The sequence below is a fragment of the Weissella viridescens genome (assembly GCF_014789145.1).
Classification (GTDB): domain Bacteria; phylum Bacillota; class Bacilli; order Lactobacillales; family Lactobacillaceae; genus Weissella; species Weissella viridescens.
Genome location: NZ_CP061835.1, coordinates 480,267 through 500,727, shown reverse-complemented (window position 1 = coordinate 500,727; position 20,461 = coordinate 480,267). Strand labels below are relative to the sequence as shown.

The window sequence follows — 20,461 nt, the reverse complement described above, 5'->3', positions numbered from 1 at the left end:
AATGTATCAACATTAGTCAACAATTGTTGCTTTGATAATCTCGATGTTTTCTTTCGGCTTATCTGCATAGTCAACCTTTGTCTTAGCAATGGCGTCAACGACGTCCATTCCTTCAATAACTTGACCAAACACAGTATGGCGCCCATCCAACCAAGGCGTTCCCCCGTTTTGTGCATAGTAATCAATAACTTCATCAGAAACTTCACCCTTTAGTGAACGCAACATTTTAGCCGGAACCCGTGTGGCCTGAACAATAAAGAATTGTGAGCCATTGGTGTTTGGACCTGAATTAGCCATTGAAAGGGCACCACGAAAGTTAAATAACTCACTTGAGAACTCATCATTGAACTTCTTACCGTAGATAGATGTACCACCCATTCCGGTTCCGCTTGGATCACCACCTTGAAGCATGAAGTCAGCAATTACGCGGTGAAAAATAGTGCCATCGTAGTAATTATCTGAGATCAATCCCATAAAGTTTTCAACCGTCTTAGGTGCTTGCTCAGGAAAGAGACGGAACTTGATAACACCCTTCGTAGTTTCAAACTGGGCAACGGGCCCCTCAATTGTCTCTGCTTGTGCTTGTAATAATGTCATAACTTCATTCCTCAACTATCAATAATTTTATATTATTTTATCTGTCTAAATTATAGCATACAATCGGCTAATCGCTTAAATATACACGGGTTAAGACACGACTATAACCCTGGTGTGGTACTTTGTAACAGAAAGCATTAAATACAAAAAAACAAGCTGAAAAAATTTCAGCTTGTTTTTAGTCGTCTAATTTTGCAGGTGTTGGATCAATGACCACATTTCCAGCTTCGATTTCTTCAAAAGCCTTACCAATTGGCTTCACAGATTCAAATTCTGGCAAAGTTGGCAAAGCCCCTTGCTCTAATTCGTGAGCACGCTTAGCACCCAAAGCAATCAACTTGTAACGTGAGTCAACACGTTCTAATAATTTATCAACAGATGGATATAAAATCATGATTCTTCCAGCTCCTCAATCATTGCATTGTATTCGGGCAACACGCGGTTAACCCGTAGTCGTTCAACTTTAATAATATCTTTAATCCGTTGGACCGCCAAAGGCACTTCATCATTCACAACAGCATAATCGTAATTAGCCATCATTTGAATTTCCTTGGTTGCAGCATGAACGCGTCGTTCAATCACTTCAGGCTGCTCGGTACCACGCATAATCAATCGTTCTTTTAGCGCTTGCAAATCTGGTGGCGTCAAGAAAATATAAGCACCTTCTGGCATCTTTTCTTTAACTTGCAGCGCCCCTTGCACTTCAATTTCAAGCAAGACATCTTTACCAGCTGCTAATGAATCATCAATAAATGACTTGGGTGTTCCGTAGTAATTACCGACATACTCAGCATACTCTAACATTTCGCCATCTTGAATCTTTTGTTCAAATTCATCACGAGTAACAAAAAAATAGTCTTCACCATCAACCTCACCATCACGTGGATGACGAGTAGTCATTGAAATAGAATATTGAAAATCAACGTCTGGCTCTTCAAACAATGCTTTTCGAACAGTTCCTTTTCCAACGCCGGATGGTCCAGATAATACGATTAAAACACCACGCTTCATGCTTTGTTACTCCCTTTTTAACTTAAGTATTTAATAATTGTACTCGGTTTACCCCGATTTGACAATACAGTCTATTGATTACGCCGTGCTTGTTCACGTGCAATAAGATCACGTGCATTTTCACGTGCTGCCTCAGTTAGTTCATCCCCAGAAAGCATCCGCGCAATTTCATCTACTCGAGCCTCATCAGATAGTTTAACAACCGTCGTCTCAGTCCGGCCGTCATGAATATTCTTTTCAATGAAGTCGTGGTGATCTGCAACTGCCGCCACTTGAGGGAGGTGCGTTATGGTCAACACTTGTGAATGACGTCCAATATCAGAAATTTTTTCCGCGATTGCTTGCGCAACACGACCCGAAACACCTGTATCAACTTCATCAAAAATAATCGACGTAACCCCTTGCTCACGTGAAAAAATCATCTTCATCGCCAACATCATCCGAGACAGTTCACCACCAGAAGCGATCTTAACGAGTGGCTTTGCACTTTCACCTGGATTCGTTTGAATATAAAACTCTGCTGTATCATTCCCATCAGTGTTTAATTGTTCACTTTGCGTTAACTGTACCGAAAAGACAGCTTTTTCCATATAAAGGTCTTTTAATTGTTCATGAATCTGTTGAGCAAGTTCCAAAGCTGCGGTTTGACGAATCGTATGTAACTGATTGGCTAACGTCAGGGCACGGTCATAGGCTTGTTGTGTTTGCGCTTCAAGCTCGGCAGTTGATTGCTGTGGTCCACCCATTTCGGCTAATTGTGTTTCAACTTTATCTTGATGCGCTAAAACGTCAGCAATGGTTGCACCGTATTTTTGCTCTAAGGTCCGAATCAGGTTTAGGCGTTCATCGACATACTTTAAGCGTTCAGCATCAAACTCTAATCCGTCATGCACCGATTCGATTTCAGAAGAGACATCTTGCAGGCTATAAAAAATTTCGCGCATACTTTCCGCTAATTTTTTATAGCGTGAACCGAACTCTTCAATATTTTCTAGAGCGCCTAAAGCTGTGGAAATACTTTCGATTCCATTGCCTTCCCACTCACCATCCAAAACTTCGTGTGATTTAGCCAGTGCTTCTAACACATCTTGATAGTTAGATAATTCTTGAAATTCATCTTCAAGCTTTTCTTCTTCACCAACTTGCAAATCAGCTGCTTTCAACTCTTCACTTTGGAACGTCAACATATCCATGCGTTGGGCCCACGCTTGTTCATTTTCGCGTCGCTCATGCAACGTCTTTTCTAACTGTCGATATTCCGCGTACGCTTTGTCGTAAGCAGCTTTAGGTTCAGCTAAAGAATTTGATGCGTATTCATCTAATAACTTCAAATGTTGATCAACCTGCATTAACGCTTGGTGCTCATTTTGCCCATGAATATCAACCAAATGATTGCCCACTTCTTTTAACGCTGTTGCGTTGAGCAAAGTCCCATTAATCCGGATAACATTTCGCCCATTCCGATGCAGTTCACGATGAATCAATAACTGTTGATCATCCATTTCAATCCCAAACTTTTCCAAAACTGGTGTCAGTTGCTCTGGATTATCAATATCGATTAGACCTTGTAGAACAGCTTTATCAGCGCCTTCCCGAATGTAGTCCTGTGATCCACGTCCACCAGTTAAAAGACCGACTGCGTCAATAATGATCGACTTTCCAGCTCCTGTCTCACCAGTTAAGACCGTCATCCCTGGCTCAAAACTCAAATTCAATTTCGGAATAATTGCAAAATTTTGAATTGAAAGTTCTTGTAACATATTTTGCCTCCTTTCTTCACCAATAATGGTTATCTTTTAAAATTGTTGCATGAATGTCTCGCCTTGCACGTCCGTCTTTAAGATAATGAGAACACTTGCATCGTCACTCATTGTGCCAAAAACTTCTTGGAAATCCACTGCCATAATTGCCGTCTTTAGGGCAGGTCCTGAACCTGGTAAGACATCAATAAAGACCAAATTATTTTGGGTCGCCACTTTAGTCCCCGTTTCATTCAGGATTGCTTTTAACTGGTCAAGTGAACTATCACTTTCCATTATGGCATATCGAAAAGATCCATCATTTTGTGGCACTTTAATCAGTTGCATTTCTGAAATATCGCGTGAGATTGTTGCCTGTGTCACTTGCCAGCCTGTAGCATTTAACGCTGCCACAAGGTCCTCTTGCCGTCGGATATCAGCTGTTTCAACCAACTCCCGAATCGCTTCCTGGCGTTCAACTTTACTCTTCTTCATCGTCTTAGGCCTCTCGATGCGCGTTTAACTGCTCATGCGCACGATCTACCACGGCTTGTCGATTCTGGGCATCCATTGTACTTGCGCCACCGTCTAAGACAAGATGGGCCAAAAATTCGATATTTCCTGACCCACCCTTAATTGGTGAGTAATCAAGTCCCGTTAAACTAAATCCATTTTCTTGAGCATAGTCCGCGACTTGGTTAATGACATTTAAATGGGTTTGAGCATCCTTGACGATACCGTGTTTACCAACTGCTTCTCGACCAGCTTCAAATTGTGGCTTAATTAGCGTTGCTACACTACCACCCGCTTTTAAGATCTGCGATAGTGGTGGCAAAATTAAATTAAGTGAGATAAAAGACACATCGATTGTCGCCACTTCAGGTTGACCCTCAGTAAAGTCAGGTAAAGTTGCATATCGGAAATTCGTATTCTCCATCACAACCACACGTTCATCCGAACGCAATTTCCAAACCAACTGATTTGTTCCAACGTCTAAGGCATACACTTTTTTGGCACCATTTTGGAGGGCCACATCTGTAAAGCCACCTGTTGATGATCCGATATCAAGAACAATCTTATCTGTGAAGTCTAAATTAAAAACCTCAATCGCTTTTTCTAATTTAAAGCCTCCTCGAGAAACATATGGCATCGGTGCGCCCTTTAAGTGTAGATCAACGGTCACTGGAATCTTTTCACCCGCTTTATCCATTCGTTGTTCATTTTCGCCTAAAATTTCGCCTGCCATAATGGCCCGCTTGGCTTGCTCTCGTGATGTGAATAATCCTTGTTGGACGGCTAATACGTCCACACGTTCTTTTTCTACTACCATTTTTTCTCCAATGTTGCATCAAAATACTGTAAGAAGGCATCTAATAGATCCGTTGACACTTGGCAATGCGCACTAATTTGGTTCAGGGCCAAGCGCGCAACATCTACTTGTTCTTGCAAAGCCGCAACGGCCCCTGGAACTGTGAGAATTGTTGGATAAGCTTGTTTATCTTCAACGTCATCTTGTCCTAAATCATCTAAGTCGTCCTTGATTTGAAAGGCTAATCCAAAGGCTTGACCAAATTGATCGAGGGCTGTACGCGTCGTCTGATCAACCTCAGCCATAATCGCACCAGCAACTAAACTATAGCGGAGCAAAGCTCCCGTCTTAAGCTCGTGTACCTGGGTCGCCTGAGCCAAAGTCACATTATCGGCACCAGTGTAGGCCATATCAAGCACCTGCCCTCCGACCATACCATTACCACCAGCTGCCAAAGCTAACGCTTGAACCAGTTCTAAACGTTGTGCCACCGACAATTGGTTGGTTTGACTTAACCACTGAAAAGCGAGCGGTTGTAGTGCGTCCCCCGCCAAAATGGCCAAGTCTTCGCCAAATTTCACATGGGTCGTGGGTTGACCACGCCGTTCTTGATCATCATCCATTGCAGGTAAATCATCATGAATCAAACTATAACTATGCACTAATTCAATCGCATCAGTTGCTTGTAAAAGGGAATCAGGTGTTACCCCAAATGTTTCCAAAACTGCAATCGTCAATAGCGGACGTAGTCGCTTACCGCCGGCTAAAACGGCGTAGCGCATCGCGGCCTGTAATTCCGATTGCGCGACATCAGTTGTTATTTGTTCATCTAGTTGCGCTTGAATTTTAGGCACCCAACTATTTTGAAAAGTTATTAAATCCATATATTATCCTTCGGGTGTAAAATCGGTTGTTTCACCATTATCGTCAACAATTTTTGCTAGACTTTGTTCTGCTGACTGAAGCGTTTTTTGTAACGTTTGGCTTAGTTGAATACCCGTTTCAAATTGTGCCAAGGCTTCTTCCAGTGGCACATCTCCTTTTTCGAGTTGTGTCACAATTTGTTCAAGCTTCGTTAGGTTTTCTTCAAATGTTGGCTTATCTGTCATTTGTTTCTCCAATTGTTTTTATCTGAGCATTTACGGTTCCATCGGCCAATCGAATTGCTACCATATCATCAACATGTAAGTCATTTACGCTTCGCATAATCTTGTCATCTTTTTCGACGAGACCATAACCACGCGCTAAAATCGAAAGCGGACTAACCAACTGCAAACCAGCAACTGCTTTAGCCGTTCTTTGTTCAGCGCGTTCAAGGGACTGTTCCATCGCTGGTGTTAGACGATTAACGACAGCATTCGTCTCATAGCTTTTTGCATCGACGAGCTGCGTCATAGCTGGTAGTAAGCGGTTTACAACATTATTACCGTCGTAACGTTTTGTTTCAAAGATACGCGTCATTGATTGTAGCAAGGCTTTTTGCGCAATATCGACACGCTGTAAGTATCCTTCGTACAATCGTTGCGGCTGCATTAAGACATAACTTGTTGCAACCCGTTGATACCGTTCATTAGCTTGTGTAATCTGTCGTTGCATTTGTGCATACAAACGTTGATCATATTGCTGGAGTCCTTGCCAAATATCAGTTAGCTTAAGTGGTGTCGCAATTTCAGCCGCAGCAGTTGGTGTCGCCGCACGTTGATCGGCAATGTAATCCGCGATAGTTGTATCGGTTTCATGTCCCACTGAACTAATAATGGGCATTGGCATTTTTAACATTTCACGCGCAAGTGATTCATCATTAAAAGCCCATAGGTCTTCAATTGAACCGCCACCACGTCCAATAATCAAAACATCAATATCTGAACGTTTTGCGACAGCTTTTAATTGATTAATTAATGATGGTACTGCATTTTCACCCTGCACCACAGCTGGATATAAATCAACCTCAGCAATCGGGTAACGGCGCTGAACTGTTGTTAAAATGTCACGAATCACAGCCCCACTAGGAGACGTAATGACGGCGATTTTCTGTGGAAAACGGGGAATTGGTCGTTGTAGTTGCGCAAACAAACCTTCTGCTTGTAATTTTTGCTTTAGTTGTTCGTACGCTTGATAAAGCGCTCCAACACCATCCGGTTCAATTTTTTCAACAATTAAACTATACGATCCATTCGGACCATATAAATCTAGGTGGCCGATGACGTTAACTTTCATCCCCGGTTCAAGTTGGAAGGCTAACTTATCAAAAACATTCTTAAACATCGTGGCATTAATAACCGCTGATTCATCTTTCAGCGAAAAATATTGATGTCCTCGACGTGGCCGAAAATTCGAAATTTCACCCGTCACATAAACCCGCTTTAAATAAGGGTCAGCGGTGAATTTCCGTTTGAGATATTGCGTTAATATTGAAACGCTTAAATATTCTGCCATCCTGCCTCCAAGGTTACATCATGGTGTTGGGCCGCCAATTCAACGGTTGTTTCCAAAAGTGTTGCGATTGTCATTGGACCCACTCCACCAGGTACTGGCGTAATTTTACCGGCAATTGGTTCAACTGCCGCAAAATCAACATCACCTACTAAATGTCCGTCTTCCATGCGGTTAATCCCCACATCAATAACAACGGCACCAGGTTGAACATCTTCAGCTTTAATCAATTCTGGAACACCAGTCGCCACAACAATAATATCTGCCTGACGTAATAGCTGATGACGCAATGCATCAGGCGTATACTTGTGTAGCAAACTAACTGTGGCGTTTTCACGTTGTAACAAGGCGAACATTGGTGTTCCCACTAAGACTGAACGTCCAACGACAACGGCATTCTTTCCAGCAAGTTCCACATGCTCATGGTGTAGCATTGTCATCACACCACGGGGCGTATTTGCAACGGGAAAGAACCCATGACGATTGGCAAATAATTTACCAACATTTTCAGGATGAAATCCGTCAACATCTTTTTCAGGCGAAATGGCTTCTTGAATGTGTTGTTCATTCATGTGCTCTGGTAGTGGGCTTTGTACCAAAATGGCATCAATAGCCGGATCCGCATTAAGCTCAGCAATCTTAGCAATCACTTCAGCTTCACTCAAATCTGCTGCGTAACGAATTGTTTGCGCAGCGACACCTACTTTTTCAGCCGCACGCCCCTTATTACGTACATAAATTTCACTGGCGGGATCATCCCCAACAAGAATTACTGCTAAGCCCGGAACAACATTGTACCCTTGTAAGACCTCAACTTGTGCCTTAACTGCCGCACGTAATTCTTTTGCAATTAAACGTCCATCAATTAGTTCAGCCATTCATCTTCACCCCGTCATTTATTTAAGTTATATGCGCTAATTTTATCATACTTTTCGAAGGTCTGGCATTCACCCTGGATAAAAAAAGAATCGATGCATCGCATCGATTCGTTTATGATTTGAAGAAATAATGATAAAAGTACAAAAACAAGCTGACAAAAATACCAATCACCAGTGTATTCATCGTCGCAACGGACACGCCTTGCTGGAAAACAAACGTCAAACTTGATTTATAAATTAAGTAATCCCCTAATGGTGCAATTAGCCCCCAAGCCAAAAAATTCACGAGAGCTTGCCAAAAGTTAAATTGTAAAATCTGTTTCATCGTTAGTTGACGGGTCAACAACTCTAAGCGACGTGACACCAAGCCTAACATCAATCCGGCGACCCCTTCAGTAATAATCCAAGTCCACCATACTGTTGAATAATTTAGACTATCGTACAAAAAATGACTGGTGAAACCAACACCCATCGTACCAATTGGTCCCATAAATAATGAGGCGACCCCCAATATTGCAGGTTCTAACGTCAACATTGTATTGGGCACATTGATCGATACGCTCAAAAATTGATAGGCAAAGAACCCCGCAAAGGCCCAAACCAAGACTAGACCACATTGTTTAAGAAAATATTTCATAACTTATGCATCCTCATCGTTTTGCTGCTCCGTCTCTGTGGACTCGTTTTCAGCCTCCGTTTTGGCAGTAGCCTCATTTTCATTAATCAAGGCTAACTTTTCATCAAAATAATTTGCAATTTTGGCTGCCACTGAATCAAAGTCATCTAAGTAAGCTGAAACCGTGGCTGCGTAATCAATCCGAAGTTTTGAGTGTGAAACAAATGGGCTCTCGACAATCATATAAAGATTAACTTCTTTAGCCGGGTCATTGATCACAATCTTGCTAATATTATTAACGTATCGTAGCGGTAGATTAATAAGATTCGATTCAAGTCGCAAGTGAATTGGTTCATCGCCACTGATGACAATTTCGGCACTTACCAGTTGCTCTTGCTCAAGCGTCACGGTTACAAACGTAAAGAGATCATCGAGATTAATCGTACTTTGATCCGCAGCTGTATACGTCTTTGTTACGACCTCGTCTTGCTTAAGGCGTTCAATGAGTGCGTTCCCTTCTAATTCCATGTTTATCAACCACTTTTCCTAATTTATTCGTTCTGCTCTATAGTTTAGCATATTTGTTTTAAAGAAAAAAAGTGACGTCTAGTAATTTAGACATCACTTAATTTTTAATTTAAGCCCTGTGACTATTCAACGCTTGCACTAAAAGGCGTAATTTGTGCTTGTGTGCTCAATTTGCTTGCAGCTGCAGCATCAACAATGACTGTCACATTATCGTGGTTTTGAAGCGCAGAAGCTGGAACATCTTCTGTTACAGGACCCTCAATCATTGCTGCAACCGCATCAGCCTTAGCCTCGCCATATGCCACGAGCACGATGTGCTTGGCCTTCATAATACTTGCAATCCCCATTGAATATGCATAACGTGGCACATCGGCTTCATCCTCGAAGAAACGTGCATTCGCATCAATCGTTGATTGCGTCAATGTAACGCGATGCGTTCCTTCATCAAATGGCGTTCCGGGTTCATTGAAACCAATATGTCCATTTTTACCAAGACCAAGTAATTGCAAGTCAATTGGGTGTTCCGCAATAATTTCATCATAACGCTTCACTTCAGCATCACCGTCTTCAGCCAAACCATTTGGCACAAAACTTTCACGGAAAGGCTTTGCATCAAACAAATGCTTTTGCATGAAATAGTGATAACTTTGTGGATTTTCAGGTGAAAGACCAACATATTCATCTAAGTTAATTGATGTCTTCTGACTAAAATCGAGTGCAGAATGTGTTAGTTGTTCATAAATAGTCACCGGTGTTGAACCAGTCGCTAAACCAAACGTGTTTGCCCCTTGATCCAAAGCAGTTTTAAATTCAGCGAAGCCAGCTTCTCCACCCATATTTTGATCGACAACTTGAATAATGTTCATGATAATTCCTCCTGAAATCCCCTTGTGGTATAGACCAATGATAACACATTGGTCTATACCAAGCAAGCACAAAAAAAGGTTCTCGCATAAGCGAGAACCTTTTTAGCGCTTTATTTTTCGTCGCGTGCTGCTTCGACTTCTAAGTAACCACGTGAATGGTTAGCAATATCAGCCAAAAGACGCTTTTGGAATTCGTCGAATGATTCAATTTCAGTATCTGTTGAACCGAAATGACGAACTGTAATAGAGTGGTTATTCACTTCTTCATCACCAACAACCAGTGTATATGGCACCTTTGAAGTTTGTGCATCTCGAATCAAGTAACCCATCTTTTCGTTACGATCATCGTATTCAGCACGGATACCTTGTTTAACCAAAGTATCCTTGATTTCTTCTGCATATGCGCCATGAGCTTCACGGTTAACTGGAATGATGCGAACTTGCTGAGGTGCCAACCATGTTGGGAACGCACCCTTGTACATTTCAGTTAGGTGCGCTGTGAAACGTTCCATCGTTGAAATAATACCACGGTGAATCATGACTGGACGGTGTTGTTCACCATCGGCCCCAACATAAGCAAGATCAAATTGTTCTGGCAACAAGAAGTCAAGTTGGATAGTTGAAAGTGTTTCTTCACCACCCAAAGCTGTCTTGATTTGCACATCCAACTTAGGACCATAAAAGGCTGCTTCACCTTCGGCTTCAAAGTAATCCAAGCCCATGTCATCCATAGCACCCTTCAACATCTTTTGCGCCTTCTCCCACATATCATCATCATCAAAATACTTCTCAGTATTTGCCGGGTCACGATATGACAAACGGAAACGGTAATCAGTGATATCGAAGTCCTTATAGACATCGACCATCAACTTCAAGATCTTCTTAAATTCATCTTCGATTTGGTCAGGCATCACGAATGTGTGTCCATCATTCAAAGTCATTTCACGAACACGTGAAAGTCCTGTCAAAGCACCAGACTTTTCATAACGGTGCATCATGCCTAATTCAGCCACACGGAAAGGCAAATCACGATATGAACGTGGCTTGTGCTTATAAACCATGATATGTGAAGGACAGTTCATTGGGCGAAGTTCTAGGAATTCGCCATCACCCATATCCATTGGTGGGAACATATCTTCACGATAGTGATCCCAGTGACCTGATTGCTTGTACAAGTTCAAGTTTGAGATAACTGGTGTGTAGACGTGCTTGTAACCGTCTTGGACTTCACGGTCAACAATGTAACGTTCCAAAGTTCGACGAATAGCCGCACCATTTGGCATCCAAACTGGCAAACCGGCTCCCACTTCAGCTGAAGTAAAGAACAAATCTTGATCTGCACCAATACGACGGTGATCACGTTCCTTAGCTTCTTCGCGACGCTTCAATTCAGCATCCAAATCCGCTTGGTTCCAGAATGCTGTTCCATAGATACGTTGTAACATTGGGTTAGAAGACTTTCCACGCCAGTAAGCTCCAGCAACAGAAGTCAACTTGAAGAACTTAATCCAACCAGTTGATGGTACAAGTCCACCCTTATCCAATTCGATGTGCTCTCCTTGAACAGCGATAGAAATTTTTTCATCAGCAGGTAAATCGTTAATCAATTCAATCTTGTATGGATCATCCTTAAACATATTCAAGGCTTCATCACGTGTAATCTCGCGTGAAACGATTGGTAAGTTTTCCTTCACGATTTGGTGCATCACCTTTTCGATTTCTGGGAATTGATCAACTGTGATTTGGCCATCTGGCTTATCAGTATCATAGTAGAAACCATTCTCAATCGCTGGTCCAACCCCAAAGTGCATGTTAGGGTACAAGCGCTTCAAAGCTTGTGCCAAAAGATGTGATGTTGAGTGACGTAAAATTTGCAACGCTTCTGGTTGATCCTTGGTAACTAATTCAAAATCACCATCTTCCAAAACTTCATCGTTCATACCAACATAATTACCATTTAACTTGGCCGTCACAGCCTTTTTAGCAAGTGACTTGGCAATGCCATTGGCAATTTCAAGTGGCGTTGTTCCAGCAGCATATGTTTTCACTGCACCATCTGGAAATGTTAAGTTTACTTCTGCCATTTGTTCATGCTCCTTAGATTATATTTGTTGACTGATTCTGCCATAAAAAAATCCCGTTATGCTACATAGTATATGTAACATAACGGGACGTCTTTTACGTGGTACCACCCGAGTTCAGTTAGCGTAATCAAAAATTAGGCCAACACTCTAGTTCTCTTAACGCGAGAATACGCAACTGGTTTACCAGCTGACTCGGAAGGAGTACCGTAAAAACAACCTGGTCCATTTCCACCCACTAGGACTCTCTAAACAAGTTGTGATTTCTACGACATATCTTCGTCAACGTTCTATTTGATTATTATTATACGCACACTTTTTTTAAAAGAAAAGGACCAATTAAACTAATTTTTAAAGTTAGCCAATAGCCTTTTGACAAAGGCCTGCAAATGTTCGGCATCTGTTTGATCAGGATACAAATTTACCTTCACGCCCGGAGCCCCTTGTTTAGCACCAGTTTCGGCTAAACGCGCTTCAAAAGTATCAACCGCTGTACAATAATCTTTTCCATAATAATCATCACCTGAGCCAGCCACTCCATATACAATCTCTGGTAACTGCACTTCGGCTAAATCATCATAAAAATCCAGCGCTTCATCAGGAATTGATCCCAAGTCAAATGTGTAGGGAACCAAGACTAAAATATCGGTATTCGCTTTAGTAATCGTATGCGGATCAATTAATTCAATTTGTTCGCGAGTAACATCGACTGCTGCCTTCTCGAAGGCTTTGACAATAATGTTCGCCACAGCCTCATTATTCCCCGTAATCGTCGCGAACATAACCCGTGCTTTTAGCATTTAGCTCTCCCTGCTTTCCTTAGAATGGATGTTCATCATATTCAACCCATGATTCGTGTGAATCTTGAATCCGTTTAAACATTTTTTCCATGTCGCTCATGGTAAACGTCACCATCACAGGGCGACCATGCGGACAATTATATGGGTTCTTCGTTTCACGCAATTGATCTAACAATCCTTGAGCCTCATAATCGTTCAAGGCCCAGTGCGCCTTGATTGACCGCTTGCAGGCCATCATAATTGCCGTTCGCTCTCTAAACTGGGCGAGCGTCAATGTCCCATCCCGCAAGAGCCAGTCAATCATTTCACGGACCGTTGCTTCCTCTTGACCAACTGGGAACCAGGCTGGATGATCATGCATAATGAATGTATTCGTCCCAAATGGCTCTAAATGAATCCCCAAGTCAGCTAACTCATCTAGTTGTCCAGAAATTTTCAATGCATCCGCAGTGGCATATTCCAAAACAATAGGTACCAACAAACGTTGACTCTCGAGACCTTCCTTAGCAATTTCATCACGATAATACTCGTACTTAATCCGTTCTTGAGCTGCATGTTGATCAATCATGTAAAGACCTTCAGGCCCCTGGGCAAACAAAAAGGTTCCATGCATTTGCCCAAAATAACTCAATTCTGGCAAGCCTGTTCGCTCGGCTTGAGTTGTCGTTTGAAAATCCAGTTCTTCTTGTTGTCCTGCGTACGTTGCACCTGATACACCTGTATCAGCGATAACATCATCAAAGGCTGAAGCTGGATGTGCATATCGTGCAGCAAATGCTTGGACATCCGTTTGCGTTAAATCTGATTGCGTCGTCACCGTAATTGGTTCAATGACCTGATCAGATTTCACCATCGGTTCTGACTCAGGCTGTACCTCTACCTCAGGTACAACTTCTGGTGCAACATCAATGGATGGCTGTGCTTCGGAACGGAACGGTGCGGATGTTTCGTTCAGCCGACTCACAAAATCATCATTTGCTTGAGTTGTCGCTTCGCCTAAATAATTTTGATAGGCGTTTGGAACGAGATTTTCTTGGGCAATCCGATTATAGATTGTGTTTTCAATTAACGCGACTAATTCAGTTTCTTTAGATAAACGCACTTCGTGCTTTTGCGGGTGTACGTTTACGTCAATCAATAACGGATCCATTTCAATTTCCAACACGCTTATTGGAAAACGCCCCACCATCAATTTTGAACCATACCCTTTTACAACAGCATTTGATAATTGATAGTTTTTAATATATCGACCATTAATAATTAAAGAAATATATGAACGGTTAGCCCGCGTTAACTCAGGTAATGATGTTAGTCCATTAATTTTAAAATCGTCATCCTCAGCACTAAACGCAATCATTTTACGTGCCTGCTGAATTCCATAGACTGCTGCTACCACTTGCTGTAGCTCACCATTTCCCGATGTTCGTAAGAGTTCTTTCTTTTGATGCACTAAATGGAAACTAACATCCGGGTGACTTAAGGCCAAGCGATTAACCACATCTACAATTTTTGAAAGTTCAGTTGATTGTGATTTCAAATACTTTAACCGTGCTGGCGTGTTATAAAACACGTCATTCACAGTAATGTCTGTTCCTTTACGAGCAGTTGTCCCTGTCTCTTCTTGAACTTCACCACCACGAATGTGAACCAGCTTCCCAGCATCCTGATCTGCCGTGGCCGTTTTCAAAACAACATCACTAACAGATGCAATCGAAGGAAGGGCCTCACCACGAAAGCCTAACGAGTTAATCCGAAACAAATCATGCCTTGAGGTGATTTTAGATGTCGCATGACGTTCAAAAGCCTTCAAAACTTCTGTTTCAGGAATACCGTTACCGTCATCAATCACACGAATTGATTTTATACCGGCATCTTCAACTAAAATATCAATATGTTGCGCTTGGGCATCAATTGCATTTTCAGCCAGCTCTTTAACAACCGATGCTGGTCGTTCAATCACTTCACCTGCTGCAATTTGATTCGACAAATTTTCTGATAAGACTTGAATTTGCGTCATCCTGCCCTCCTTCCTCGTTATTCACGTAATTGGTTTTGCCATTGATTAATCTTCATCATGGCTTCTAGTGGTGTTAGCGTTGCTAAATTCAAATTTTGAACTTCTTCGGCCACCATTTGACCTTGTTGACTAGTTTCAATTTGGAATAAATCCAATTGATCATCAGTGGTGTCCACAGGTTCAGACACTGCTGCGACCGATTGTGCTTGATACACTGCACTCGGCTCTGCTAAATGTTCAGGTTCATTTCCCGTCTCACTCACACTTGCGCCCTGAGCTTCTAACCCATGCAGAATCTCTGTCGCCCGGCTGATGAGGGAATCTGGTAATCCAGCAAGCTTCGCCACATTAATACCATAACTTTGGTCAGCTGGACCATCTAAAATTTTATGTGAAAAGACCAATTCACCATTCTCTTCAGTTGCACCAACATGAATATTACGTAAATGTGGCAGTGACTCTGCCAATTCAGTTAATTCATGATAGTGGGTCGAAAAGAGCGTTTTTGCATGCGTATGCGCATGGACATACTCAATAATTGCTTGGGCTAGAGCCATACCATCATATGTCGCCGTTCCACGCCCAAGTTCATCAAAAAGAATCAGTGAATGACTTGTCGCATTCTGAAGAGCTGTATTGGCTTCAGCCATCTCAACCATGAAAGTTGAATTCCCAGAAATCAAATCGTCGGCTGCGCCAATTCGCGTAAAGATTTGATCGAAAATTGGTAACTTTGCTGAACTTGCTGGTACAAATGAACCAATTTGTGCCATGACGACAGTCAAAGCTAATTGACGCATGTAAGTTGATTTACCTGACATGTTTGGACCAGTAATCAATAAAATCAAATCATCTGGTGACATGGTCACATCATTGGCAACATAACTTTGATGCCCCAATACTTTTTCAACTACCGGATGACGTCCATCTTTGATATCAATGATTTCTTCATCGGTAAGTTCTGGACGGACAAAATGGTAATCTTCTGCCACTGTTGCCAATGAAAGTAAGACATCCAAGGTTGAAATCGCATTGGCTAACTGCTGAATTCGAGCAATATTCGTTTTAATTGTATCGCGAACTTCAACGAACAAACGATATTCTAGGTCACTCGATTCTGTTTGTGCTTCAAGAATTTCTTGCTCATGCTCTTTCAATTCTGGTGTGATGAAACGTTCAGCGTTCACCAGGGTTTGTTTTCGGGTATAACGTTCCGAATCTAGTTTATCAATATTGGCCTTGGTCACCTCGATATAGTACCCAAAAACCTTATTGTACCCAATTTTTAGCGAATTAATACCAGTGGCCTCACGTTCAGTTGCTTCTAAATCAGCCAACCATTGCTTACCATTTGTTGTGACTTTTCGATAACTATCGAGTTGTTGATTAAAGCCACTCTTGATTAGGCCACCATCCGTCACTGAGATAGGCGCATCATCATCAATTGCTTCAGTAATTAATGTCTCTAAATCCGAAACCGGATCGAGTTGTTTTATAAAGTCACCAAAAATCGTTTGATCGAGGTCCGCTAATAAATCAATAATTTCAGGCATCGCTCGTAATGAATTGCGCAGTTGCAACAAATCGCGTCCGTTAGCTGTCCCATATGCTATCCGTCCGGCTAAACGTTCCAAGTCATATACCTGTTGTAACTTTTCTTGCAAAGCTGCCCGAGTAAAGTATTCATCAATTAGGATGGCAATCTTATCATAACGTTGCTCAAGCGTTGAACGGTCTAAAAGCGGTTGCTCAAGCCATTGCTTCAACATTCGACCACCCATGGCTGTCTTGGTATTATCCAAAAGCCAAAGCAATGTTCCCGAACGTTTTTGTGTCCGTAAATTAGTTGTAATTTCAAGATTTGCTCTTGAATTACGGTCAAGTTTTAAGAATTGGGCTACTTCATATGGTTGTGCAATTTGTAGGTGATCTAATGAACGCTTTTGCGTTGTAAATAAATAACTCAACAACAAATTGGTCGTTTTAATTTCTAAATCATCACTCAGATTTTGATTCAAATATGAAACTTCCGCATTGTTTAAAAATTCTGTTTGCTTTGATTTTAAAATTCCTAAATTAGTCAACGTTGCATTCAAATCATCGGGTAAATCTCCAGTTGTGACGATTTCTTTTGTCTCTAAGCGACTTAATTCATTCAAAACAGCACTCACTGTTTGAACACGAGTGACCTTTAGCTCACCGGTTGATAAATCAGCATACGCTAATCCAAAATGTTGATGGTCATCCGCCATGGTCAAACCAACTAAGTAGTTGTTTTCCTTAGCCGCATCTGCAGAGTCTTTCATCCGCGTCCCTGGTGTAACCAGTTGGACGACCTCGCGTTTAACCATTCCCTCAGCATCAGCTGGGTTCTCCATTTGCTCAACTACGGCGACCTTATAACCTTGATCCACCAAGATATCGATATAGTTTTGTGCAGCATGGTGTGGCACACCTGCCATCGGAATTGGATTTTCTGAATTTTTATTGCGCTGTGTTAGCGTCAATTCAAGAATTTGTGATCCCTTGACTGCATCCTCATTAAACAACTCATAAAAATCACCCAGTCGATAGAATAAAAATGCATCAGGGTACTGCGCCTTAATTTCATTATACTGTGCCATCATGGGCGTCGTTGTTGCTTTTTTTGCCATAATTCCCCGCTTTCCATCCAAGCATGTGGTATTGAAAAACGCTCACCGGTGTTTGAATACCAATAAGCGTCAAATCGTTATTCATCATCATTCAATAAATCAGCTAAGCCAGCCAATGGGGTATGTTTCGCTTCAGGATCTTCAGCCTTTCTAGCAGCGTAAGCATCTTCAGAAATAACTTCCCAATCTTTTCCAGAAGGCATTTCATCTGTTTCTTTTTCTGTTTCAGAAAGAACTTGCATAGGTACCGAAACCACAATTGACTCCATAATCGCTTCATCAAAATCAATTAAATCATGCTCAACTAAGATAATGGTTTCATCGTCTTCATAGCGATCGGCGTGCGCTGCTTCCTGGATATAGATTTCATCCATATCTGTCTCTAGAGGCAATTCAACTGGTGTCAATGAACGACTTGATGGGGTGACAATTGTTGTAGCTAAATGTAAATGAATGAGCAAATCGTCTCGATCAGCTTGAATATAACCTGTCACATGAATCGGTTCAATATCTAAAATCACATCCGAGAATTTCTCTAACATTGGTCCTTTTAGATCGAGCGTTTCATCGACCATTAAAGGTTCATTTTTATAATTCTGTAACTCAGCAAAATGCCATTTCATTATGTTCACCTCTCAAAATATATTGGAATACGCCCCGTATCTTGGGGAGACTGATCAAATTCCGGCCGTGTAAACAGCTGATAAATCATCCCCGCCCGATAATCAAGGGCCATGATTGTTTGTACATCCTGATGACTGACCCGATTAATCACAGGGAGTTGCGTCAAATCACGAATATACTTCAGATATTTTCGGCCAACCTGGTCTTGACCTAAAATTCTTAAATAAGGTTGGTTAAGCGCAGTCATCACCTCAACTTGTGTCATATTTAATAATACGTATAACAGGGTTCGGCTAAGCCGTGACCGCGTATATCTTTTAGATTTGAAATCATCTAAAAGATCCGCAACTGTCTGATACTGTTTTTTTTCAGCTAAAGCTTTTAAACGATAGGCCAATCCGTCGTTCAATTGGTAAATTTGCTCAAGTCCCGTAACAGGCGTTGTGCGTACCTTAAACAATAGACTCGTCAGCCATGCCTCATCAATTGGTACAACTTGCCCCCCTCTTGCCAGAGCAGTTGCACCCGTGGTTGACATATATTGCTTTAATTGGGCAACTGACTGACCACTAGCTAATCGTAGTGCCGTTGCACTCGCCACTTCAGTGTTTTGATCAAGCTCACGATCGTGATATTGTGCTTGCTTTCGTTGGATGGGATGCAAACTTATTTCACCCTGTAGGCCAAGTTCAATGACTGCATTAGCATACGCAAACCCCAACAAATCGTTTGGACTTTCAATTCGATAACCGACCAACGCTTCAATCACATCATTAAATTGGGTCGCATACGTTTTCGTATAATCTTGTTTAAAGTGTTCCGAATCGGCTAACGTGGCATGTGCTTGCTGGGCTAACCCCATAAAATCCAACTCTGCATGTTCAGCGCCAAACACAATCGTTTCAACTTGTAGGTCTGCCAATAACATTACAGCACCACGTGCAAAAAGATGCGCTGGCTGTACAGCGAAAGCAATGGGTAATTCAACCACTAAATTCACGCCACCCTCCAGCGCTAACGCTGTTCGCTGCCACTTATCCATTACAGCTGGCATCCCACGTTGTACAAAATTACCGCTCATCACTGCCACTACCGCATCCGCATCGGTGACGCGTTTAGCCTCTTGTACATGATATAGATGACCATTATGAAATGGATTATATTCCGTTATCAATCCAACCGCATGCATGCTAGTTTACCCCTTAGTGACGTTGAAGAACCAGCGGGTCGCTTGATCAACTTGTTCTGATCGACCAAAGTCTGCGGTCACTTCAACATGCTTAAAGCCAACTTCTGCCAATAAGTCTTGATAGACCTTAAGTGCGTATGTCTTTTCTGTATGTAACTCTTGAAGTTGACGGTAACCATCAATTTCTTCCTCATACACAAAGAACGTTAACTCATGTTCAACCGTATGCTTTTCATCTTCTACCCCATATGATGACCACATGAAGGCAGTTTCATCATCATGCCAATTATACATATAGCCTGGATAGACTTCATCTGTTTGAATTGGTGTAATCACATCAAATAAGAATTGCCCATCTGATTCCAAATGATCATATACTTGTTGAAATGTTTGCTTAAGTTCAGCAGGGTTCGCTAAGTAATTCAATGAGTCAGCAAAACACGTAATGGTTTGAAAGTTCAAATCCAAATCTGACCATTCACGCATGTCACCTTCAATCAATGGCAGCTCAACGTCAGCTTCCTGAGCATGTGTCATTGCAAGACTTAACATTTCAGATGATAAATCAAAATTAAACACTTCAGGGTAGCCTGCTTGCTTGAGCATAATGGCCAATCGACCGGCGCCCCCTGCTAATTCAAGCAAGCGACCTTGTGGTTTTTTGATTGTATTTTGCGCATACGCAAACCAATCCTCATAGGCCGCTTCGTCAAACAGTTGATCATAAAGACTCGCAAAAGTGCCATAATTCATTAGAATGAATCCTCTTCCACCCAGTCAGAAATATCAATTTCTGGTGCATCACCCCAAAGCTTTTCAAGGTTATAGAAATGACGAACATCATTCTTAAAGATGTGTACAATCAAATCACCGTAGTCCAACAACACCCATTGTCCTTCACGACGTCCTTCTTGACGTGTCAAAGCAAAACCAGCTTTTTCCATTTGATCAACAATTTCATCAGCAATTGCCAAAACTTGACGTTCTGTTGGTGCTTGCATGATAAGGTATTCATCAGCAATAAAGCTAATGCCTTCTAAATCTAATGCGACGATATCCTCAGCGCGCTTACTATCAGCAGCTTTAACTGCCACTTCTAACATTTTTGATTCTGCCATA

The 20,461-nt window shown here is 41.8% G+C and carries 21 protein-coding genes; all 21 read right to left on the bottom strand.

Features of this window, described 5'->3' with window-relative positions; all coding sequences use genetic code 11:
* Window positions 1-12 precede the first annotated feature (12 nt).
* The 21 genes from IE337_RS02440 to rsfS all read right to left on the bottom strand — a co-directional run bounded on the left by IE337_RS02440 (window position 13) and on the right by rsfS (window position 20,460).
* Window positions 13-597: a peptidylprolyl isomerase gene (locus IE337_RS02440; RefSeq protein WP_191136666.1), complete on the bottom strand. Its 585-nt coding sequence runs from the start codon at window positions 595-597 to the stop codon at window positions 13-15.
* A gap of 178 nt (window positions 598-775) precedes the next feature.
* A complete protein-coding gene (gene rpoZ / locus IE337_RS02435) occupies window positions 776-991 on the bottom strand; it encodes a DNA-directed RNA polymerase subunit omega (RefSeq protein ID WP_057745911.1) in 216 nt (71 codons plus the stop codon).
* Window positions 988-1,608 carry a guanylate kinase gene (gene gmk, locus IE337_RS02430; RefSeq protein WP_191136665.1) on the bottom strand — a complete coding sequence of 207 codons (621 nt, stop codon included), beginning with the start codon at window positions 1,606-1,608 and terminating at the stop codon, window positions 988-990. The genes rpoZ and gmk overlap by 4 nt, the downstream gene beginning before the upstream one ends.
* Before the next feature lie 71 nt (window positions 1,609-1,679).
* Window positions 1,680-3,368, bottom strand: a complete 1,689-nt coding sequence (recN, locus tag IE337_RS02425) for a DNA repair protein RecN (protein ID WP_191136664.1) — start codon at window positions 3,366-3,368, stop codon at window positions 1,680-1,682.
* Window positions 3,369-3,404: 36 nt separating this feature from the next.
* Window positions 3,405-3,842, bottom strand: a complete 438-nt coding sequence (locus tag IE337_RS02420) for an arginine repressor (protein ID WP_057745900.1) — start codon at window positions 3,840-3,842, stop codon at window positions 3,405-3,407.
* A gap of 4 nt (window positions 3,843-3,846) precedes the next feature.
* Window positions 3,847-4,677 (bottom strand): TlyA family RNA methyltransferase, encoded by an 831-nt coding sequence (locus IE337_RS02415; protein WP_191136663.1) that lies wholly within the window; start codon window positions 4,675-4,677, stop codon window positions 3,847-3,849.
* Window positions 4,671-5,540 carry a polyprenyl synthetase family protein gene (locus IE337_RS02410; RefSeq protein WP_191136662.1) on the bottom strand — a complete coding sequence of 290 codons (870 nt, stop codon included), beginning with the start codon at window positions 5,538-5,540 and terminating at the stop codon, window positions 4,671-4,673. The genes IE337_RS02415 and IE337_RS02410 overlap by 7 nt, the downstream gene beginning before the upstream one ends.
* A gap of 3 nt (window positions 5,541-5,543) precedes the next feature.
* Window positions 5,544-5,765 (bottom strand): exodeoxyribonuclease VII small subunit, encoded by a 222-nt coding sequence (locus tag IE337_RS02405; RefSeq protein ID WP_112468499.1) that lies wholly within the window; start codon window positions 5,763-5,765, stop codon window positions 5,544-5,546.
* Window positions 5,755-7,092, bottom strand: a complete 1,338-nt coding sequence (gene xseA, locus IE337_RS02400; RefSeq protein ID WP_057745889.1) for an exodeoxyribonuclease VII large subunit — start codon at window positions 7,090-7,092, stop codon at window positions 5,755-5,757. The genes IE337_RS02405 and xseA overlap by 11 nt, the downstream gene beginning before the upstream one ends.
* A complete protein-coding gene (locus tag IE337_RS02395) occupies window positions 7,077-7,967 on the bottom strand; it encodes a bifunctional 5,10-methylenetetrahydrofolate dehydrogenase/5,10-methenyltetrahydrofolate cyclohydrolase (RefSeq protein ID WP_057745886.1) in 891 nt (296 codons plus the stop codon). Before IE337_RS02395 ends, xseA begins: the two co-directional genes overlap by 16 nt.
* A gap of 112 nt (window positions 7,968-8,079) precedes the next feature.
* Window positions 8,080-8,604 (bottom strand): ECF-type riboflavin transporter substrate-binding protein, encoded by a 525-nt coding sequence (locus IE337_RS02390; protein WP_057745883.1) that lies wholly within the window; start codon window positions 8,602-8,604, stop codon window positions 8,080-8,082.
* A 3-nt stretch (window positions 8,605-8,607) separates the two neighbouring features.
* A complete protein-coding gene (locus tag IE337_RS02385) occupies window positions 8,608-9,111 on the bottom strand; it encodes a hypothetical protein (protein WP_057745880.1) in 504 nt (167 codons plus the stop codon).
* A gap of 122 nt (window positions 9,112-9,233) precedes the next feature.
* Window positions 9,234-9,977 (bottom strand): glucosamine-6-phosphate deaminase, encoded by a 744-nt coding sequence (locus IE337_RS02380; RefSeq protein ID WP_191136661.1) that lies wholly within the window; start codon window positions 9,975-9,977, stop codon window positions 9,234-9,236.
* A gap of 110 nt (window positions 9,978-10,087) precedes the next feature.
* Window positions 10,088-12,061 carry a threonine--tRNA ligase gene (gene thrS / locus IE337_RS02375; RefSeq protein WP_191136660.1) on the bottom strand — a complete coding sequence of 658 codons (1,974 nt, stop codon included), beginning with the start codon at window positions 12,059-12,061 and terminating at the stop codon, window positions 10,088-10,090.
* Window positions 12,062-12,402: 341 nt separating this feature from the next.
* On the bottom strand, window positions 12,403-12,858 hold the full coding sequence (locus tag IE337_RS02370) for a flavodoxin domain-containing protein (RefSeq protein ID WP_191136659.1): 456 nt from the start codon (window positions 12,856-12,858) through the stop codon (window positions 12,403-12,405).
* Between the two features lie 19 nt (window positions 12,859-12,877).
* The gene (gene mutL, locus IE337_RS02365; protein ID WP_191136658.1) at window positions 12,878-14,875 is read right to left on the bottom strand and encodes a DNA mismatch repair endonuclease MutL; all 1,998 of its coding nucleotides are present in this window, start codon (window positions 14,873-14,875) and stop codon (window positions 12,878-12,880) included.
* A 17-nt stretch (window positions 14,876-14,892) separates the two neighbouring features.
* Window positions 14,893-17,529, bottom strand: coding sequence for a DNA mismatch repair protein MutS (gene mutS / locus IE337_RS02360; RefSeq protein ID WP_191136657.1), 2,637 nt, complete (start codon window positions 17,527-17,529; stop codon window positions 14,893-14,895).
* Between the two features lie 77 nt (window positions 17,530-17,606).
* Entirely contained in the window at window positions 17,607-18,152 is a 546-nt protein-coding gene (locus IE337_RS02355) for a YceD family protein (RefSeq protein WP_057745864.1), read from the bottom strand.
* Between the two features lie 5 nt (window positions 18,153-18,157).
* Window positions 18,158-19,342, bottom strand: a complete 1,185-nt coding sequence (locus IE337_RS02350; protein WP_191136656.1) for a nucleotidyltransferase — start codon at window positions 19,340-19,342, stop codon at window positions 18,158-18,160.
* Window positions 19,343-19,348: 6 nt separating this feature from the next.
* Window positions 19,349-20,095, bottom strand: coding sequence for a class I SAM-dependent DNA methyltransferase (locus IE337_RS02345; RefSeq protein ID WP_191136655.1), 747 nt, complete (start codon window positions 20,093-20,095; stop codon window positions 19,349-19,351).
* A complete protein-coding gene (gene rsfS, locus IE337_RS02340; protein WP_057745856.1) occupies window positions 20,095-20,460 on the bottom strand; it encodes a ribosome silencing factor in 366 nt (121 codons plus the stop codon). The genes IE337_RS02345 and rsfS overlap by 1 nt, the downstream gene beginning before the upstream one ends.
* Between the last annotated feature and the right edge of the window lies 1 nt (window position 20,461).

What these genes read in the sequence shown, in the direction of transcription:
- IE337_RS02440 (WP_191136666.1), bottom strand. Translation starts at nt 597, where the DNA reads ATGACATTATTACAAGCACAAGCAGAGACAATTGAGGGGCCCGTTGCC.
- rpoZ (WP_057745911.1), bottom strand. Translation starts at nt 991, where the DNA reads ATGATTTTATATCCATCTGTTGATAAATTATTAGAACGTGTTGACTCA.
- gmk (WP_191136665.1), bottom strand. Translation starts at nt 1,608, where the DNA reads ATGAAGCGTGGTGTTTTAATCGTATTATCTGGACCATCCGGCGTTGGA.
- recN (WP_191136664.1), bottom strand. Translation starts at nt 3,368, where the DNA reads ATGTTACAAGAACTTTCAATTCAAAATTTTGCAATTATTCCGAAATTG.
- IE337_RS02420 (WP_057745900.1), bottom strand. Translation starts at nt 3,842, where the DNA reads ATGAAGAAGAGTAAAGTTGAACGCCAGGAAGCGATTCGGGAGTTGGTT.
- IE337_RS02415 (WP_191136663.1), bottom strand. Translation starts at nt 4,677, where the DNA reads ATGGTAGTAGAAAAAGAACGTGTGGACGTATTAGCCGTCCAACAAGGA.
- IE337_RS02410 (WP_191136662.1), bottom strand. Translation starts at nt 5,540, where the DNA reads ATGGATTTAATAACTTTTCAAAATAGTTGGGTGCCTAAAATTCAAGCG.
- IE337_RS02405 (WP_112468499.1), bottom strand. Translation starts at nt 5,765, where the DNA reads ATGACAGATAAGCCAACATTTGAAGAAAACCTAACGAAGCTTGAACAA.
- xseA (WP_057745889.1), bottom strand. Translation starts at nt 7,092, where the DNA reads ATGGCAGAATATTTAAGCGTTTCAATATTAACGCAATATCTCAAACGG.
- IE337_RS02395 (WP_057745886.1), bottom strand. Translation starts at nt 7,967, where the DNA reads ATGGCTGAACTAATTGATGGACGTTTAATTGCAAAAGAATTACGTGCG.
- IE337_RS02390 (WP_057745883.1), bottom strand. Translation starts at nt 8,604, where the DNA reads ATGAAATATTTTCTTAAACAATGTGGTCTAGTCTTGGTTTGGGCCTTT.
- IE337_RS02385 (WP_057745880.1), bottom strand. Translation starts at nt 9,111, where the DNA reads ATGGAATTAGAAGGGAACGCACTCATTGAACGCCTTAAGCAAGACGAG.
- IE337_RS02380 (WP_191136661.1), bottom strand. Translation starts at nt 9,977, where the DNA reads ATGAACATTATTCAAGTTGTCGATCAAAATATGGGTGGAGAAGCTGGC.
- thrS (WP_191136660.1), bottom strand. Translation starts at nt 12,061, where the DNA reads ATGGCAGAAGTAAACTTAACATTTCCAGATGGTGCAGTGAAAACATAT.
- IE337_RS02370 (WP_191136659.1), bottom strand. Translation starts at nt 12,858, where the DNA reads ATGCTAAAAGCACGGGTTATGTTCGCGACGATTACGGGGAATAATGAG.
- mutL (WP_191136658.1), bottom strand. Translation starts at nt 14,875, where the DNA reads ATGACGCAAATTCAAGTCTTATCAGAAAATTTGTCGAATCAAATTGCA.
- mutS (WP_191136657.1), bottom strand. Translation starts at nt 17,529, where the DNA reads ATGGCAAAAAAAGCAACAACGACGCCCATGATGGCACAGTATAATGAA.
- IE337_RS02355 (WP_057745864.1), bottom strand. Translation starts at nt 18,152, where the DNA reads ATGAAATGGCATTTTGCTGAGTTACAGAATTATAAAAATGAACCTTTA.
- IE337_RS02350 (WP_191136656.1), bottom strand. Translation starts at nt 19,342, where the DNA reads ATGCATGCGGTTGGATTGATAACGGAATATAATCCATTTCATAATGGT.
- IE337_RS02345 (WP_191136655.1), bottom strand. Translation starts at nt 20,095, where the DNA reads ATGAATTATGGCACTTTTGCGAGTCTTTATGATCAACTGTTTGACGAA.
- rsfS (WP_057745856.1), bottom strand. Translation starts at nt 20,460, where the DNA reads ATGGCAGAATCAAAAATGTTAGAAGTGGCAGTTAAAGCTGCTGATAGT.